This is a genomic window from Vreelandella venusta (assembly GCF_007989605.1).
GTDB classification, from domain to species: domain Bacteria; phylum Pseudomonadota; class Gammaproteobacteria; order Pseudomonadales; family Halomonadaceae; genus Vreelandella; species Vreelandella venusta.
The window spans coordinates 142376-159632 of sequence record NZ_BJUL01000009.1; the positions used below are offsets into that span (position 1 = coordinate 142376).

General features: G+C 53.7%; 15 protein-coding genes. 1 reads left to right on the top strand and 14 read right to left on the bottom strand.

Features of this window, described 5'->3' with window-relative positions:
* Window positions 1-5: 5 nt before the first annotated feature.
* The 9 genes from HVE01_RS12265 to HVE01_RS12305 form a co-directional block, all read right to left on the bottom strand.
* The gene (locus HVE01_RS12265; RefSeq protein ID WP_146944421.1) at window positions 6-899 is read right to left on the bottom strand and encodes an EamA family transporter; all 894 of its coding nucleotides are present in this window, start codon (window positions 897-899) and stop codon (window positions 6-8) included.
* Window positions 896-1714, bottom strand: coding sequence for a phosphonoacetaldehyde hydrolase (gene phnX, locus HVE01_RS12270; RefSeq protein WP_146944423.1), 819 nt, complete (start codon window positions 1712-1714; stop codon window positions 896-898). The genes HVE01_RS12265 and phnX overlap by 4 nt, the downstream gene beginning before the upstream one ends.
* Entirely contained in the window at window positions 1714-2850 is a 1137-nt protein-coding gene (locus tag HVE01_RS12275) for a 2-aminoethylphosphonate--pyruvate transaminase (RefSeq protein WP_146944425.1), read from the bottom strand. Before HVE01_RS12275 ends, phnX begins: the two co-directional genes overlap by 1 nt.
* Window positions 2851-2903: 53 nt before the next feature.
* Window positions 2904-4598, bottom strand: coding sequence for a putative 2-aminoethylphosphonate ABC transporter permease subunit (locus HVE01_RS12280; RefSeq protein WP_146944427.1), 1695 nt, complete (start codon window positions 4596-4598; stop codon window positions 2904-2906).
* A complete protein-coding gene (locus HVE01_RS12285) occupies window positions 4595-5719 on the bottom strand; it encodes a putative 2-aminoethylphosphonate ABC transporter ATP-binding protein (RefSeq protein ID WP_146944429.1) in 1125 nt (374 codons plus the stop codon). The genes HVE01_RS12280 and HVE01_RS12285 overlap by 4 nt, the downstream gene beginning before the upstream one ends.
* A 43-nt stretch (window positions 5720-5762) precedes the next feature.
* Complete coding sequence (locus HVE01_RS12290; protein WP_146944431.1) at window positions 5763-6812, bottom strand: putative 2-aminoethylphosphonate ABC transporter substrate-binding protein; 1050 nt, start codon at window positions 6810-6812, stop codon at window positions 5763-5765.
* A gap of 140 nt (window positions 6813-6952) precedes the next feature.
* Window positions 6953-7663, bottom strand: a complete 711-nt coding sequence (locus HVE01_RS12295) for a UTRA domain-containing protein (protein WP_146944433.1) — start codon at window positions 7661-7663, stop codon at window positions 6953-6955.
* Window positions 7656-8384: an HAD family hydrolase gene (locus HVE01_RS12300; protein WP_146944435.1), complete on the bottom strand. Its 729-nt coding sequence runs from the start codon at window positions 8382-8384 to the stop codon at window positions 7656-7658. Before HVE01_RS12300 ends, HVE01_RS12295 begins: the two co-directional genes overlap by 8 nt.
* Window positions 8385-8501: 117 nt before the next feature.
* Window positions 8502-11201 carry a bifunctional diguanylate cyclase/phosphodiesterase gene (locus tag HVE01_RS12305; RefSeq protein WP_146944437.1) on the bottom strand — a complete coding sequence of 900 codons (2700 nt, stop codon included), beginning with the start codon at window positions 11199-11201 and terminating at the stop codon, window positions 8502-8504.
* A gap of 218 nt (window positions 11202-11419) precedes the next feature.
* Between HVE01_RS12305 and HVE01_RS12310 the strand changes: the two genes are divergently transcribed.
* Window positions 11420-12952, top strand: coding sequence for a GGDEF domain-containing protein (locus HVE01_RS12310; protein ID WP_125752136.1), 1533 nt, complete (start codon window positions 11420-11422; stop codon window positions 12950-12952).
* Between the two features lie 14 nt (window positions 12953-12966).
* Here the strand turns inward: HVE01_RS12310 and HVE01_RS12315 are convergent, their stop codons facing one another.
* The 5 genes from HVE01_RS12315 to HVE01_RS12335 all read right to left on the bottom strand — a co-directional run bounded on the left by HVE01_RS12315 (window position 12967) and on the right by HVE01_RS12335 (window position 17199).
* Window positions 12967-14271: a TRAP transporter large permease gene (locus tag HVE01_RS12315; protein WP_125752139.1), complete on the bottom strand. Its 1305-nt coding sequence runs from the start codon at window positions 14269-14271 to the stop codon at window positions 12967-12969.
* A 23-nt stretch (window positions 14272-14294) separates the two neighbouring features.
* Entirely contained in the window at window positions 14295-14858 is a 564-nt protein-coding gene (locus tag HVE01_RS12320; protein WP_125752142.1) for a TRAP transporter small permease, read from the bottom strand.
* A 105-nt stretch (window positions 14859-14963) separates the two neighbouring features.
* Entirely contained in the window at window positions 14964-15953 is a 990-nt protein-coding gene (locus tag HVE01_RS12325) for a TRAP transporter substrate-binding protein (RefSeq protein WP_146944439.1), read from the bottom strand.
* A gap of 32 nt (window positions 15954-15985) precedes the next feature.
* On the bottom strand, window positions 15986-16975 hold the full coding sequence (locus HVE01_RS12330) for a LysR family transcriptional regulator (RefSeq protein WP_125752148.1): 990 nt from the start codon (window positions 16973-16975) through the stop codon (window positions 15986-15988).
* 8 nt (window positions 16976-16983) lie between these two features.
* Window positions 16984-17199: a hypothetical protein gene (locus tag HVE01_RS12335; RefSeq protein WP_125752152.1), complete on the bottom strand. Its 216-nt coding sequence runs from the start codon at window positions 17197-17199 to the stop codon at window positions 16984-16986.
* Between the last annotated feature and the right edge of the window lie 58 nt (window positions 17200-17257).

A 17257-nucleotide genomic window follows, 5' to 3' on the forward strand; every position in this document is an offset into this window, starting at 1 on the left:
CGAGCTTAAAGTGCCACCAGCAGCAGCCCACTCAACATGATCAGTGTACCAGCGGCTTTTGCCGTCGATGCAGGCTCTTTTAGCCACAACACACCCATTAATACCCCCACCGGAATGGAGAGTTGGCGTAGCGCCACCACGTAACTCACTTCGTCGGTTAGCGCCAGGGCCATGAGTACCAAACCATACGTGCAGGTCATCATTAAACCTGTGACGACCAGCATCACTAGCCCTTGCCGGCGGATGGCGGGCAACCGACGACGCTCCGTGGGTAGCAGCATCAGCAGTGGGATAGCCCAGGTTAAGGTCATCACTGCTTGTAACGCCATAAACACCGCGCCGGCGGTCAAGCTGCTATGACCGGCTAGCTGCATTAACGCCAGTGCCTGCTTATCTATCAGCGAATAGCCCACCGTGCCTGCGGCTGCCAGCAGTGCAAACCCCATGGCTGGTGTTAAATAGGTCGATAGCCTACGCGCCTCGGGGTGGCTTAGCGGCAGGCACAGCGCCCCCGCCACCACCAAAGCCATGCCAATGCCATCGACCACATCCAGCGTGCGGTTGCCGAGCAGTGCAATGGATACGAGCGGCACAAGTACCACTGGCAGCGCCCGAGCAATGGGATAGAGAACACTGACTTCCCCACGCGCATAAGCCCAGGCTAAGCCACCCATATAGAGCATTTGGCACAGCCCTGAAAGCGCCAGCCATCCCCAAAATGCATTGGGTAGCGCCGCTAATGATGGCCCAAGCCACACCAGCGGTAGCAACAACACGCCGCCTGCCCCGTATGCCAAGGTAAAAAATGCCAGCGACGGCGCATTGCGCTTACCCAGCACGTTCCACCCAGCATGCATACACACCGAAAACAGTACTAATGCCAGTGCGGCTGGGCTCAAGGCCGTTCTCCTCGCTGTAAACGGGCATTTATGTCATCTACAACGCTTGGCAGCTCGGCGATAGTGGCAATACTGTAGTGCGGTTTTGAGGGAGCAAACTGTGCGGCTACTCGCTCGTGGGCGGCATGACGCTCGCGATCGCTTAGCGCTTGATACTGATCATAACTCAGCCCCAAGGCGTTGCCTGAGCAAGTGAGTGCGACCGTCCACATTCCTGCACAGCGCCCTTCAAGTATGCCTGGGGTGGTGTCGTCAACCTTAATACAAGCAGCAACATCACTGATGCCTAACGCAATGACATTGGCCAGCGCCTGGGCGGGGTGTGGGCGACCGTTGGGTACCTCATCGGTGGCCACTACATGATCCACCTTCAGGCCATTATCGGCGGCTAGCGCCACCACCTTTTCCATCACCACGGCCGGATAGCCGGAGCACGAACCGATCTTTAGCTCCTGCCCTCGCAACCAAGTGAGCGTATCCAGCGCCCCAGGAATCACCGCCGAGTGATCGGCAATTTTAGCGATCTGCAGCGGCATAAAGCGTTCATAAAGTGCCGTCACATCGGTATCAGTCGGCAGGTGGCCGACTGCTTGGAGAAAGCGCTCGGCTATCTCAGGCTGATTGCACAGCGTGTGGATATGATCCCATTTGCCCATGCCCATCGGGCCGCGTGCTTCTTCTAGGCTGATCGCCACACCCAGTTCGGCAAAGGCTTCGACAAATATCTGGGTCGGGGCGAAGGAGCCAAAATCGACCAGCGTACCCGCCCAGTCACAAATCACCGCCTGCAGGCATTGAGGAGATTGATAGTGCATCAGGCACTCCTTGATTCAGTGAAGAGAGAAACATTCATATCCGTTAGAGCGTCTTGAATAACGCTGAGTAGCTGCTCAACCACTGCCGTATCCAATTGGCCGATGCAGCCGATGCGAAAGCTGTCGACGTCAGTTAACTTGCCCGGATAGATCAAAAAACCGCGCGTCTTCAGCGCTGCATAGAACGTCTTAAATTCAAACGCAGGGTCGCTAGGACTCAAAAAGGTGGTGATGATCGGCGATAGCCACTCATCTTCTAAAAGCGTGCTGAAGCCTAACGCCCGCATGCCTTTTACCAGCGCATCACGGTTATGGGTATAACGTGCGCAGCGCCCCGCCACGCCGCCCTCTTCCCGGTGCTGGGCAAGCGCCGCTTGAAAGGCCACCACCGTGTGCGTGGGCGGAGTAAAGCGCCACTGGCCGGTGCGTTCCATGTAGTCCCACTGAGCGTGTAAATCCAGGCTTAGCGAGTGGGCACGCCCCTTGCCAGCAGCAAGTAGCGTCTGGCGAATGATCACAAAACCAAAGCCCGGTACGCCTTCGATGCACTTATTGGCCGATGAAATCAGCACATCAATAGGCGTTTTTGCCAGGCTAACCGGTACGCCTCCAAATGAGCTCATGGCGTCAACGATCAGCGTTTTTCCATGATCGCGCACCACCTCAGCGATGGCTTCCAGCGGGTTCAAAATGCCGGAGCTGGTTTCACAGTGAACTAGAAATACAGCGGTAATGTCAGCATCTTGCTGTAGCAGCGCCGCTACTTCGTCGGGTTGCGGTGGTAGGTAATCACCTTTGTCCAGCGTCACATAACGGCGGCCCATCATATCGAGCAGTTGAGCAGCCCGCTTGCCGTAAGCGCCGTTCATTAACACCAACACCTTGCCGTTGGGGTCGGTTGCGCAGGCCAGCGCACTTTCAACGGCGAACGTGCCGCTGCCTTGCATCGGCACGCAGGCATAGACATCACTTGCCGCCTCGGCCATGGCAAGCAGTTGCGCACGCACATCGGCAGTGACGCGATTAAAGTCGTCATCCCAGGAGCCCCAGTCCCGCAACATGGCTGCTTTGGTCGCGTGGGAGGTGGTGAGTGGCCCTGGGGTTAAGAGGTAAGGCGCTTGTGAATGATTCATCATTTTGGTCTATACCAGTTTTTAAGCACATATTAGCCATTGGCGTAGCGAGCTGTTTAGCCCGCCTGACGCCAACGCTGAGCGTTGTTTAAGAGAACGTGAGTAAGCGCCGTGTGGAGCAGTTTAACCACCAGCGAGGTCAGGAAAATCAGCACAGCCATGGCAGCAGCGCTAGCAAAATAGCCCGCCTCGTCCAGATGCAGCACCGCCACTGAAGCAAGCCGCGTATCACTGTTATAGAGGAACACGACCGCAGATACTGTCGTCATCGCATTGACGAACAGGTAGACAGAAATATCCAGCACGGCGGGCAACGATACCGGCAATGTCACACGGCTAAACGTGGTCCAGAACGGTACTTTTAACGAGGCCCCCACGGCTTCAAATTCTGGATCGAGCTGTTTCAGCGCGGTGACAGAGGTGAGGTGACACACCGTATAGAAGTGCACAAGCGTATTGAGCACCAGAATCGCCATGGTGCCGTAAAGCCAGTTAAGGGGATTCCCTGCCTGGTTGAAAAAGAAGATATAAGCCAAACCCAGCACCATACCCGGCACCGCCATGGGCAGCATGGCCATAAAATGTAGGCCCTGGCGCAGCGGGCGATAGCCTTCGCTCTTTTCAATCAGCCACGCATTGAAGAAAATCACCAGCGTACCCACTAACGCGACGCTAAAGGCCAGTTTTAGGGAATTGAACCACGCTCCCCAACCACCGCCGGCTAAGCCCTGAAAGGTGTAATGCTGCAGCGTGAACGACAGGTTATAGGGCCAAAACTGTATGAGCGAGGCATACACCGCGGTACCAATGACCAGCAGAATAATGCCCGCAACGGAATAGCACAGTAGCGCAAACGTCCAGTCTCGCAGCGGGCTAGGCGTTGGCTGCCAGGGTACTGCCCGAGCCGAAAGCTGAGCCACTTGGCGTTTCTGTATCCAGCGGTCGACGATGAACGATAGCACTGCAGGCATCAGTAGCATAACGCTAACCACCGCGCCCATTTGGAAGTTCTGCTGCCCCACCACTTGGCGATACACATCGGTGGCGAGCACACTGAATTGGCCGCCAATAATTTTCGGCACACCAAAGTCGGTAATCGCCAGCGTAAAGACCACGAACAGGCATGAAATCAGCCCGTAACGCACCCCGGGCAGCGTAATCGTCAAAAACGTACGCCACTTCGGCGTGCCTAGTGCTTCTGCTGCTTCATAGAGGCGTGCATCGCTATTGGTCAATGCAGTGGTTAGCAGCATTAGCGCATGGGGAAAAATCCAGAAACTCATGCCCATCACAATGCCAATCGACCCATAAATCGAATGACCTGCCAGCACGTCGCTCAAAAACCCCTGGTTACCAAACAGATAAACCAAGCTAATGGCGGGTAGCAACGAGGGTGCCAAAATGGGCAAAATTGCCAACATTCGAAACAGCCGTTTGCCCGGCATGCAGGTACGGGTAATGCCGTAGGCGCATAAAAAGGCGAGCCCTACGACGACCACCGTCGTGGTGAGCGCAACGCGCAATGAATTGGCGATCGAATTGACCAGTGCTGGCGTTTGAAAATACTGCACAAAGTTCGCCAGCCCAATAAAGTCGCCGCTGCGGTCTTGCAGGCTTTTCACCAACATTGCAAATAGCGGAAACAGCAGGCCGAACACTAACAGCGCCACAGCCGCTAGCAGCACGATCAGGCGTATCAATGCTTCCAACGAAGGCGCTGCTGCCGTCGCTGAAAATGTATTCGCCTTCATGACTGGTTGCTCCCTGCCGGATATAAACGGGCAGCATCGGCTGGCAAATGGACACCTAAGGTTTGCCCTAGCTGTAATCCTAATGTGGCGCTATCACGGCTGGGCACATCAGCCAGCAACCATTGTTCGGTATTGTTAAGGCGCAGTGATACCCGCTGGAATGCACCTAAAAACTCAATACCCATGACATCACCGCTCAGCTCGCCGGCACTAGCACTAAGCGCGACTGCTTCGGGGCGAATGGCCAGTTGAGCGGCTTGGCCTTGTGTATAGGCGTGCGGCAAGCAAGGGCATAAAGTAGTGCCTAGCAACGCGTGGTTATTCGCCTGAGCGGTCACCTCTAGAAAGTTCATGGTGCCAATAAATGACGCTACAAAAGCGCTGGCGGGCTGGTGATAGATCTCGGCAGGCGTGCCCACTTGCTCGATCACCCCGTGGTTCATCACTACGATACGATCCGCCATGGTGAGTGCTTCTTCTTGATCGTGGGTCACCATAATGGTGGTCACGCCAAGACGCGCCTGTAGCGCTTTGATCTGATGCCGCAAATGGCCGCGTACTCTCGCATCCAGCGCTGAGAGCGGTTCATCGAGCAGTAACAGGCCAGGCTCGGTAGCCAGCGCCCGCGCCAACGCAACCCGCTGCTGCTGCCCACCAGAAAGTGCGGCAGGATATTTATACTCGCTACCGCTAAGATCAACCAGCGCAAGTAACTCCGCCACGCGGGCAGCAATCGCCGTTCGATCACTGCGACGGTTGCATAACCCGTAGGCAACGTTGTCGAACACCGTCAGGTTGGGAAACAGCGCATAGGATTGGAACACGATACCAAAATCCCGCGCCTGCGGGGGCAGCGTGGAGATATCCTTGCCGCGCTGAATTAAGCTACCTGCTGTTTGCTGAGCTAAGCCCGCAATAGTGCGCAACAGGGTTGTTTTGCCACAACCTGAAGGCCCTAAAAAACATACAAATTCGCCTTCCTGAATCTGTAGCGCAATGTTGTCCAGCGCGGTAAAGATACCGAAGCGCTTGGTGACACCATCTATGCTTAGGTGCGCGGAAGGTGAGAGGGTTTTCGCCGCCGAGTGAGCCGTCAGCGGCGATGTCAGTGTGGTCTGCATAACATCTCCAAGCCCCAGCCTTGGCCGGGGCAGCTGTTCGTGCTTACTGTTCGGTTTTGCCGTCGAAGCGGCGCTGCCACTCTGCTAGCACACGTTCGCGGTTAACCGCGGCCCACTGGAAGTCGGCATCAATCATGCGATCGCCAATGTCAGCGGGATAGTTTTCAATCGGCTGTGCCACACCGGGGTAAGCCACCACGGCGTAACCTTCGTTATAGAGCTCGTTAGCCTCGCGGGAAACGGCCCAATCCATTAGCGTTTGTGCAGCTTCTTGTTTGGCGGTACCCGCAACGATGGCGGCAGCTTCCATATCCCAGCCAAGCCCCTCTTGCGGGAAGATCACTTCAATCGGTGCGCCTTGGGATTTTAACCGTGCGCCGCGGAAGGCAAACGATACGCCAACTACCGCCTCACCGGTGGCCGCTAGGCTACAAGGAGCAGAGCCAGAGTGGGTGTAACGGGAAATATTGTTATGCAGGCGGTCCATGTAATCCCAGCCCTGCTCTTCGCCCCATAGCTGCAACCAGCTGGCTACATCCAGATAACCGGTACCGGAAGAGTTGGGGTTAGGCATGATCACATGCCCCTCAAACTCAGGCTGGGTCAGGTCTTCCCAGGAAGTCGGCATCGGCACGCCCTGGCGCTCGCCTTCAATGGTGTTGTAGCAAATGGCCGCGACCCAGGCATCCATGCCTACCCACGCAGGGTCTTCACCATCCTGGTAAGCGGCATCAATAAATTTTGGATCAAGATTTTCAACGCCAGCGGGCGCATAGCGTTCCAACATACCCTCCTCTTCAAGTACTAACAGACTGGTAGCAGCTAAGCCCCAGACGACGTCTGCCTGAGGATTATCTTTCTCCGCCAGCAAGCGCGCAGTAATCACCCCCGTAGAGTCTCGCACCCAGTTAATGGTGATATCGGGATGGGCGGCATTGAAGCGTTCGGCATATTTTTGCAGGTCATCTGACTCAACGGCGGTGTACACCGTTAGCTCAGTGGCGCTAGCCGCAGTAGTGAAGGCAACAGCAGCCGTTGCAAGCAGAGCGGCTGCAGTCTGAGTCGGTTGGAACAAACAGCGAAGTTTCGACATGGTAGGCTCCCAGCGTTTTGGTATAGACCAGGAGTTTGCCGTCGTTAAATGACAGTGCGATGACGCTTGTTTGACCAATTCTTTAAGTTGTTATGTACGCGTATGGATGGGAGCTCGTGAGCGCCCTTGTCTTTGCTAGGCTACTGCTGACCCGACAGCTCAACACGGATGCATAACGAATCGTGCAACCAGTGCTCTTCGTCATATTCGATGGGGCGCTGTTGATCATCAAAAATGGCACGGCAAATGTTGAGTCCTGCCGCGCCTGGGGTAACGAGTAATTCTTCTGCATCTAATGGCGACAGCGCTTCGGACACCATGCGGATCGAGCGATTGGCCAAGTGATGCCCCCATCGCCCTCTTAACAACCCCCAGAGTGATTGCCCGCTGTAGATGTCTAGCAACTCTGGCGCACGCTCTGGCACCACCCAAAGCGACTCCACCAGCACAGCGCGATCATCCACGTAGCGACGACGGCGAATATGATGAAACGGCTGATCATCGGGCAGCCCCAAGGCACGGGCAGCCGTCATATGTGAGCGGGTTTCCAGCTTTAGAACCGCCGTGCGTGGTTGCCTTCCCTGGGCGCTCACGTAATCATTAAAGCCTGCATCCCGGGTGGGGTCATACACCAGCCGGGCGGGTGAAATGAACCAACCACGCCGATTGCTGCGATGGATGAGCCCTTCCCCTTCCAGTTGCGCTAAGGCTTGGCGAAGCGTCACCCGAGTCGTAGAGAAGCGCTCCGCCAAGGCTCGCTCAGCGGGCAACCTACCTTCCCACTGCGTGGCATGCTGGGTAATTAAATAACGAAGCTGTTCCGTTAACTGTAAGTAGTAGGCATCAGGCATGCGCCGATTTTCCTGACAAATCATTGACCGATGAAGCGCCTGTCGACGCTGCCATCCGCCAGTCTAAGCGCTGCCACCCTTCTACACTAGCCACCTCCGCCAGCACGGGATCAGGGTTAACCGCCACTGGGCAATCGACATACTGCAGCAGCGGGATATCGTTGCGGGAATCTGAGTAGAACGTTGTATGGCTGGGGGCAATTTTTTGCTCGGTTAACCACTGCTGAAAACGCACTACTTTCCCCCCACGGTAAGAGAGCACGCCTTTGCTATGGCCGGTGTAACTTGCCCCGCTTGCCGCTTGTTCAATACTTAGCTCTACCGCCAGCACATGCTCAATCCCCAACATTGTCGCAATCGGCGCGACTAGGTGATGCGATGACGCAGAAATGAGGATTAGGATATCGCCTGACTGACGGTGTGCATCCAAGCAGCGCCAGGCTTGATCAAAAATACGCGGCTGCAAATGGGTAGCGACAAAGCGCTCAACTTCTTTTTGTACATCGATTACCCGGCGACCCCGCAACGGTGCCAAGGTCATTGCCAAGTACTCTTCTAGCTTTAACTTACCGGCGTGGTAAGCCTGCTGCATCTGTTCGGCACGGGCGATAAAGGTCTCGGCATCACTGATCCACCCTTGCTCAATCATCCATAAATTCCAGCGGTCGCTGCAGTCTCCATCCAGGAGGGTGTCATCAAGATCAAACAGAGCGAGGCGCATGTGGCACTCCTTTTTTCGCGAGTTCGGCGGCGCGTAGGGTATGCCAACGATGATGACAGGACGATGACGCCATTGATGAGAATAGAAATTGCTCTCCTCTTTTACCCATAAAATGGCTTAAGGGGTTAACCACATTGCAGCAAACTCATCGGCGGGTAGTGGGCGACCAAACCAGTATCCCTGAGCTTCGCTGCAGCCCATTTTGGCGAGCAAATCAGCCTGGGCAAGATTTTCAACGCCTTCTGCAAGGGTCTTCATATCAAGCGTGTTAGCCATGGCGATAATGGTTTGCACAATCGCCCGATCATGGTGGTTATCGAGCATGTCTCGCACAAACGAAATGTCGATTTTTAACGCGTCCGCAGCAAAGCGCCGTAAATACGAGAGCGATGAGTAACCCGTACCAAAGTCATCAATAAACAGCGCGTAGCCAGCTTGACGCATCGCCTGAGTAATAGTGACCGCCTGGTCAGGGTCACGCATAAAATCACTTTCAGTCAGTTCAAGTGCAATGGTGCTCGGAGGTACACAGGTAGTCAGCTTAGCCACGTGTGCGGTTAGCTGGGGGTCGGCAAACTGTTGAGCTGAAATATTGATCGAGAGCCTACCTGGCAGTGGCGTATTGCCGACCTGCCAAACACTTAACTGACGCGCTGCTTCTTCTAGCACCCAGTCTCCCAGGCTGCGGATCAAGCCACGCTCTTCCGCCAGAGCAATAAACTCGCTCGGGCTTACCCAGCCCCACTCAGGATCGAACCAGCGGCACAGCGCTTCAGCCCCCGTTAATGTTTTGCTCGTAAGGCTGAACTGCGGTTGAAAATAAAGCTGTAAGCGTCGCTCAGTAATGGCTTGATGCAGGCGCTCAGTCATCCATTGTCGACGCTCCAGCGCCTGACGCATCGCTTGCGTATAGGGGCATACGCTATTCTCACGGCGTTTTGCGTGATGGAGCGCGATACTGGCCGCATTAAACAGCTCATCGACCTCCGCTACATCGCTTGGATAGCTAGCAATTCCAATACTGACATCGAGATTAAAAATACGATGTCCCAGTTGAATAGGGCGTTTGATAATTTCGCATAACTGAAACACCACTTCTTGAAGGCGAACATCCCCAATGCTGGGCAACAGCACGGTAAATTCATCACTGGAAAGTCGCGCGACAGCGTTTTGATATCGGTTGGCTTGCCGCAAGCGTTCGGCCACGGTCGCGAGTAACTGATCTCCTACCTCGTGGCCATGTAAATCATTTACCTCTTTAAAGCGTCGGATATCCAGCAGCAGCAGTGAAAGGGAGTCACCCTGACTAGCGACCTCTTTTCCCATGCTAGTCAATAGCTCAATAAAGCACGCACGATTAGGCAATCCTGTTGTATTGTCTGTGTAAGCCAGACGTTGCATGTGACGATGATCACGGCGACGTTCAAGCTCACCGGCCGCACCCGTAGAGAGAATTTTCAGCACGGAAGTTGCAAACGCATTAGTGTTTAGTGGTGTTTGATAAAACACCATCATCACCCCAATAGCATCGCCCTTAGCATTGTCCAAGCGACGGCCTATCCACGCCTGGGTACTGAACGAGGTTCCCGGCAGCGTAAACGCATGACCGTTTTGCACAACGCTCTCGACTTCAAAGACCACCCGTTCAGCCGGCGTTCCCTGCAGCATAAACGTTTGGTTATCTATTAACTGGCCATTAGCGACTAAACTAACGGTATGAGCTGCAGTTGCGGGCCGCAGCGTGTTTATCTTATTAGATGTTCCCAAAGGCCGCGGAACGGGCTGATCCAGTAACGCGATAAACCCGGCATCTGCTTCTAATAACGTAACTAACGTGACGATCAACTGGTGAAAATAATCGTCTCCTACGCGTGAGGTAACTGTAGAGGCTACTTGTACCACCGCGTCCTGCACGCGCTGTGATTCATGTTGATCGGTCACATCTGAGATAAAGCCCTCGAGGTAGGCCACCTGCCCATCATCATTGATAACGGCTTGCCCTTGCTCCCACATCCAGCGGTAACTGCCGTCCCGATGGCGCAATCGGTACACCACACGGTATGGCTTACGCTGCTGGATTGCCTGTTTTACAGCCAGATGAAGGCGGTCTTGATCGGCTTCGTGTATGAGGGAGACAAAACTGATGCCTCGGTTATTTTGCAGTTCATCCGGATGATAGCCCGTGAGCGCCTCAGCCCCTTGGCTGACCAGCTGCATCGTCCAGTGTTGATCATTTAGGCAACGGTAGGCCATGCCAGGAAGGTGATTAAGCAATGTGTTTAAACGCCGCTCACTCTCCCGGGCCAACTCTTCACTTTGACGAAGCGCCTGCTCGGCTTGGCAGCGGCCAAGTTCTGCCCCTGCTTGAGCAGCCACAATGCGCAAGATTTCGTTTTCAAGCCCGTCGAGCTGCATCGGTTTATTGCTTAACACCGCCAAGATACCAATGGCCGAGCCATCAGGTGAAAAAAGAGGCAACCCCATGTAACTCTCTGCACCCAGTTCGCTGAGCAGCTCGTCTTTAGGAAAGCGCGCCTGAACATCGCAGGCATACAAGCAAGGCTCTCTACCTACAACCGTTTCACAAGGCGTTCCAGCGAGAGGATAAGCAATATTTTCCTGATGATCGTTATTTGACCAAACGGCCAACGTTGTGGCCATATGCGGCTCGGTGACCACCGCAATCAACGCATGATCGACCCCTAGTAGTTGAGCCAGTTGCTCGACAAGCGTCGTATAAAAGTCAGGTCTTCCGCTACGCCCTAAACCTTCCGCCAACTGACGGAAAATCTCCGACGCTTCGTTTCTGGTGTGCATTGGCGCACTCACCTTTGTCATCGTAAAGCAGCTGCTTACAGTGCACTGTTGTAATAAGCTATTGCAATAAAATGCAGCGGGCTACAGCATAAACAGTTATTTTACTGATTTACCATGCCTATCTATGATCCTGCTAACACACGCAGACGCTAGAATTGATTACCTAGTACATAACTTAGTGGCTGCTCGCTATGCTGGACAGCACGTTGAGGGATAATATGACGAGCCGTTCAGCGGTAGACGAAACACTTTACACTTCACTGACTAGCGAGCTTCCCAGCTTTCTTGGTAATGCATTATTACGCTCGGCCAATCTGCCTTCGCTTCCTGCTATTGCCATACAAGCGCTTGAAATCGCACGCTCCCCTCAGGCCTCTCTGAGTGACTATGCGCGCGTTATTGAACGCGACCCTGGGTTAACGGCGCGCCTTATTGCGGCAGCGAATAGCGTGCACTACCTACGTTCAGCTCATCCTGCACAAACCAGTTTGGAAGCCACCCAGCGACTGGGATTAGACGCAACGCTCGCCACCGTATTGAGCTTCACTCTGTTCCCCTGGCCACCCACAGAGAATGCGGCTCTACAAACATGGCGACGCGCTATTGTTGCCGCCGTGGTAGCAAGCAAGCTGGCGCACCAACTCTGCCCCACACAGGTTGGCAGTACATTCACGCTTGCCCTACTGCAAGATATCGGCATTTTGGCGATCCTCTCCACCTACCCAGATGAGGCAGAGGCACTATACGCTGAACGCAAAATGTCTCACACACAGTTAATCAACGCTGAGCGCCGCCACTTTGGCAGTGACCATGCACTAATTGGCGCTTGGTTAGCCGCCAAATGGGGGCTACCGTCCTCAATCGTGCATGCTATTGGCCAAAGCCATGACGGCTTTTTAACCGATGACATGACAACACTCTGCCTACGCTTATCCGGCCCCATCGCCGATGCATGGCTCAGCCCTGAGCCAACCACCACCTTAGCAATGTTACTTAGGCAGTTAGCAGTCACAGAAACACTGCCCACCAATGTCATTGAGGCGCTTTTCCATCACTTGTCAGAACAAATTGATTTATTAACAGATATTCTAGATCTCACCGTACCCGCGCCTGTGGATAGTCATGCCCTGCTGACGGACGCACAGCAGTTGCTCTATCAGCACTCTTTGACGCTCTCCGCACGATTAGATGGTCAGCAACAGCAGCTGGACACTCTACAGCTGCATAATTCTGCATTAGAAGCACGCAGTCGTATTGACCCACTCACTCAACTGGCTAACCGTGCGTGGCTAGAGCAGCAGCTCCAAGAACGTTTTGCGCTTTGCAGTGAGCAAGGTCGCACACTGTCAGTGGTGTTTATCGATTTAGATCATTTCAAAGTGCTTAACGACCAGTATGGCCACCAGGCAGGCGACTTAATTCTCGAGCGCTTTGGTAAAACACTAGCGTCATTAACTCGCTCAGGCGACTTGGCTGGGCGCTACGGCGGTGAAGAGTTTTTAATTATCTTACCCGATGAGACGGCTCAAACCGCGAGACAGTTAGCCGAACGTATCGCGCAGCATTTAAACGAGCAACCTATGCTGAAGATCGACCAGACAGCACTATATATCACCGCTTCGATGGGCATTGCGTGTTTAAGCGATGGTAATTTCAGCAATGAGCGGGAGCTAATAGATGCCGCCGACCAGAGCATGTATGCCATCAAACGCTCTGGCCGCCGGGGAATCTCCATTCATGGCCAAGATTAACGGGTAGTCGTCGACTACCTGTTCATTGCCTGGGGCAGGTACAAGGCGATTTCAGGGAAGAGATGCATAAAAGCAATCGCCAAAAGCATCAGTAGGAAGAATGGCAGTGTGGCTTTCGTGATGGTGACAATATCTTTCCCAGTAAGTCCTTGAATGACAAACAGGTTAAAACCCACTGGCGGAGTAATTTGCGACATTTCAACCACAATCACCAGATAGATACCAAACCAGATCAGATCGAATCCAGCGGCGCTAACCACTGGCATAATAATGGCCGTGACTAGCAGAATCAGTGAAATACCATCCAAAAAACAGCCCATGATCAACAGCAGCACCGTTAAGGCCACCAGCAGCATCGTGGGGGACAGCCCCATTTCACCAATCGCCCGAGCTAACTGCATTGGCACCTGAGTAAAGCCCATCGCAGAGGTTAGAAATGACGCGCCAGCAATAATAAAAGCGATCATGCATGCGGTACGTACGGCGGCAAATAACGAGCTGGTAAAAATTTCTCGATTAAAGTGGCCATTAAAATGCGCAATAACCATCGACAGTACAACGCCTACCGCAGCGGCTTCTGTTGGTGATGCTAGGCCGCCATAGATCGATACGATAATGCCACCGATAAGTAGCAGGATTGGCACCAGCGACCAGGTATTGCGCAGCTTCTCAACAAAGCTCATGCCCGACTCATCAGCACCGGTTAACCCGTTTCGGTTACCTTTCAACAGTGCCCACAGCACCAGATAAGTCATAAACATGGCTAAGATCATCAGCCCCGGCCCAATACCTGCCATAAATAGCCGAGTAATGGACTGCTCAGTCACGACGCCATAAACAATCAGCACGATGGAAGGCGGAATCAGCAAGCCCAGCGTTGAAGCGCTGGCCAATGTACCAATCGCCATGTTGCTGTCGTAGCCGCGTCGTTCGAGTTCCGGCAGGGTCATTTTCCCCACCGTTGCACAGGTCGCCGCGGAAGAGCCGCATACGGCGGCAAACATGCCGCTGCCAATGATATTGGTGTGAAGCAAACGTCCCGGCAAGCGATTTAACCAGGGCGACAAGCCACGAAACATATTGTCGGCAAGACCTGAGCGAAACAGTATCTCACCCATCCAGATAAACATCGGCAGTGCCGTTAAATCCCAACCATAGCTTGCTCCCCAAAAATCCGAGGCAAGAATAGGGCCGGGGTCGAAGGGACTAAAAAACTGAAGCGCAATCCAAGCAGTGCCAATCAGAGCAAAGGCAATCCAGACGCCACTGCCCAACAGCACCACAAGAGTCATGATGGTAGCCAAACTAAGTAATAACACGGGGGTGTCTCCTGGGTAGCGTCTTAATGCGCTTCGTTATCGTCGATAGCAGTTGCTTCACGGAAGCTCGCAGGGTCGTGGATAGCAATCCGCAGCGCTATCCATAAGGCTTCCAGAAGAGCCAATGCTAAGAGCCCTACCCCAACAACCAATACCAATTGCGGTATCCACAAGGGAATCGATAAAAAGCCCGACGACACATCGTTATATTGAAAGCTTTCTCTTGCCAGCCCAATCAAGCCATAGGCCAGCAACAGGCTAATTACTACCGCAATGAGCAGCCCAAACACCTCAAACCAGACGCGTATAGCAGAAGGTAGGCGCGAGATCAGCAGCGTCACCCGAATATGCGCATGGTGAACAAAGGTGTAGGCAAGCCCAAGAAACGTTGCCCCAACTAACAGATAAGACGCCATTTCAGAAACGCCGGTGATGCTCACGCCGAGCCGGCTAAGGCCAACCAAAACAAGCAACGCATCTACTAACCGAAACGTAACCTGCAGTGCAATAAGTGTACAAATAGCCACCATACACGCGGCAGCACCCCAAGCCCCGAGGCGGTAGAGTTTGTCGAATTTAAACATCATGTTCGCAGTCTCATTGAGCGCGTGGGTGGTAAGGGCGGTACAAACAACCGCCCTTAAAGCCAGCATTAGTGATTAAAGCTAGCGCTTAAAACTAGCCATTAAGACTTAGTTACCGCGCTGTTCGCGATAGCTCTCTAAGGCTTGTTTTGCGTCATCGTCAGCACGGGATTCCCAGTCGGCAAATAGCTCATCCCCTGCCGCTTGCAGGGCAGTAGAAACCGCTTCGTTAGGCTCAGAAACCGAAATACCATTTTCTTTCAGTGCTTCCAGACTAGCTTCATTATTCTCGCGGCTCATTTGCCAGCCACGCTCCTCGGCACGAGCCGCGGCTTCCATCAGCGCCTCTTGGGTAGCTTCATCTAAACGATCAAAGCTGCGCTGACTCATGAACACAATGTTCTTAGGCAGCCACAAGTTGGCATCGGTGTAATCGGTTACATAGTCCCAGGCTGCCATGGAGTTACCGGTAGAACTGGACGTAATCATGGCATCCACACGTCCGGTGCTAAAAGCGGTAGGAATATCGGACTCTTCGGTTTCTGTCGGGCTGCCACCTAAATTATCAACGAAGCGCTGGGTATTAATATTCGGCGCACGCACCCGCAAGCCGTCGAACTGGCCGGGATCCGTTAACGGCGCAGAGGTGTAAATGCCCTGAGCTGGCCAAGCAACAGCATACAAAGGCACCATTCCTTCATAGGCAAATAGCTCAGTAATCATCGGCTTGGTGGCTTCCCACAAGGCATAGGCATCTTCATAGCTACCGGCTACCCCCGGCAGCGTATCCACTTCGAAAATAGGGTCATCATTTGAAAGAATCGAGAGGAATACTTCACCAGCATCAATTGTACCGCGGCGCACCGACGGTTTAATTTCACCATGAGAGACCAGCGAACCACCGCTGTGCACCGTAATAGTTAACTCGCCGTTTGTGGCCTCAGCCACATCTTCTGCAAACTGTTTATTGTTTTGAGTATGGAAGCTTGCATCACCATAAGGCGTTGCCATGGTCCATTCAGCCGCCTGGGCGGTTGCCGCAGCGGCAAGGCTGCAAGCGGTCACTAATAGTAACGGCGTTGTTATACGTTTATGCATGGGGACGTCCTCTTATTCATATTAATGGAAGCTCAGGTTGATCGAGGTGCTGCTTCGGGAGTGGTAGAGATTGCGCTAGGACGAACCCAGCGACCGGTAACACATGTGTTTGCCATATCAGCGCGCCGCTCTCTGGCATAGTTAACTGCACACTCTTGGGCAATTCGGCCCACGCTGCGACAAAAGCGCGGATGATTTGCACTGCGCCATATCACATCATAGTTCATAGGCGGCAACGGTACGGGTAGCGTTAAACGGTATAGATCACCCCGTCGCCACTCATCTAATACGGTGGCGACCGGGAGCGCGCCGATTCCCAGCCCCTCCATCGTCATCCGCGCAATGGTCATCAATGTACTAACGCTATGGATACGAGGCTGTCGAACGCCCACGTCAGAAAGGTAACGAACTAGCTCTTCGTAGGGGCGAGCCTGCCGGCCAAAGGAAATAAACGGCAACGACTGACACCAAGCATTAGGGTGTTCGTTTAGCAACGCGGCATGACGAGGCGAAACAAACATACCCATTTCATAAGGGCTTAACGTCTCACACTCAATTTGCTCCGGGGCCAAGTAACCATTCATTGCCAGCAAAATATCAAGTTCGTTGCGCATCAGCCGATCATTGAGGACCGGCGAGTAATCGACTGTTAGCTCAATGATAAGCTCAGGAAAACGCGCAGTAAGCTGCTGAATGAATGCGGGAAACCAGCTATGCGCAATGGTTTCAATGGTGCCAAGCCTAAGCGGCGCAGAAAAAGTTTCGGCACTATCAAACAGCTTCAGCGCCTCATCACGCTGATGCAGTATGCGCTCAGCGTGCAGAAAGAACTCGCGGCCACGCATGGTCGGCTGAACCGGGCGCGCCGAGCGCTCAAGCAACAGCTCGCCTACGGTGCTTTCCAAGCGTGAAATACGCTCAGAAACAGAAGGCTGTGTGATATGCAGGCGTACCGCCGCCTTACGAAAAGAGCCAAGTTTTACCGCCCATACAAAAGCGTCTAGCTCCTTGAAATCAAGCATACGTTTGCCTAACCAACGGTTGCAGTAACATCGGCGTGGGTTCCTTCACAGCACAGGTAACGTCGCGCGCAGTGCCGCTCCCTAGCGCGATGTGTCACTGGGTTAAATAGTCGCATTGCTGTGTCATGCAATTTTAGAGCCAGCATCGTGAGATTACCTTCTGTTTCTCGCTGAACAGCGTCTAACCGAACAGTGACAAGCTGACTCATGGCCGATGTTTGCATGTTTCACTCCTCAAAACGACTCACTGGCCGCCGATTATTATTAGCGCTGCGGATATTC